Annotated in this window: 1 protein-coding gene and 1 rRNA gene; both read left to right on the forward strand. The window is 68.6% G+C overall.

All coding sequences use genetic code 11. From position 1 onward, the window contains the following. A 5S ribosomal RNA gene (rrf, locus tag GT030_RS20120) occupies nt 1–75 on the forward strand; the annotation flags it as partial. A 153-nt stretch (nt 76–228) separates the two neighbouring features. After that, a partial coding sequence (locus tag GT030_RS20125) for a hypothetical protein (protein WP_202460327.1) occupies nt 229–544 on the forward strand: 316 nt, incomplete at its 3' end.

Genomic DNA, 544 nt, shown 5'->3' on the forward strand with positions numbered 1-544 from the left:
AACCCGGAAGCTAAGCCTCACAGCGCCGATGGTACTGCAGGGGGGACCCTGTGGGAGAGTAGGACGCCGCCGAACAATCTTTGGAGGACCCCTGGTCCCAGCGTTCAGCTGGGACCAGGGGTCCTTTTGTTTTTACAATGCTTGTGGTACCCGAAGACAGGAGTCACCCGATGTCCACCAACTCTCCCGACGACCGACCGGAGCGCGATCAGCGGCGACGGGACAGTGGTGACCGCGGTGATCGTGGCGGCTACCGCGGCGACCCGCGTCGGTCCAACGACCGTGGCGACGACCGTCGTGGCGGCGACCGTCCCTCCTTCCGCCGCGACGACCGCGGTGGTGACCGTGGTGGCGATCGCGGCGACCGTGGCGGTTTCCGCCGCGATGACCGTCCGTCATTCCGCCGCGACGACAGCCGTGGTGGCGACCGTGGCGGTTTCCGTGGCCGTGACGACCGTGGTGGCGACCGCCCGTCGTTCCGTCGCGACGAGCGTTCCGGCGACCGTCCGTCCTTCCGCCGCGATGACAGCCGTGGTGGGGACCG

It is taken from the genome of Streptomyces sp. SID1328 (assembly GCF_009865595.1).
Taxonomy (GTDB): domain Bacteria; phylum Actinomycetota; class Actinomycetes; order Streptomycetales; family Streptomycetaceae; genus Streptomyces; species Streptomyces griseoluteus.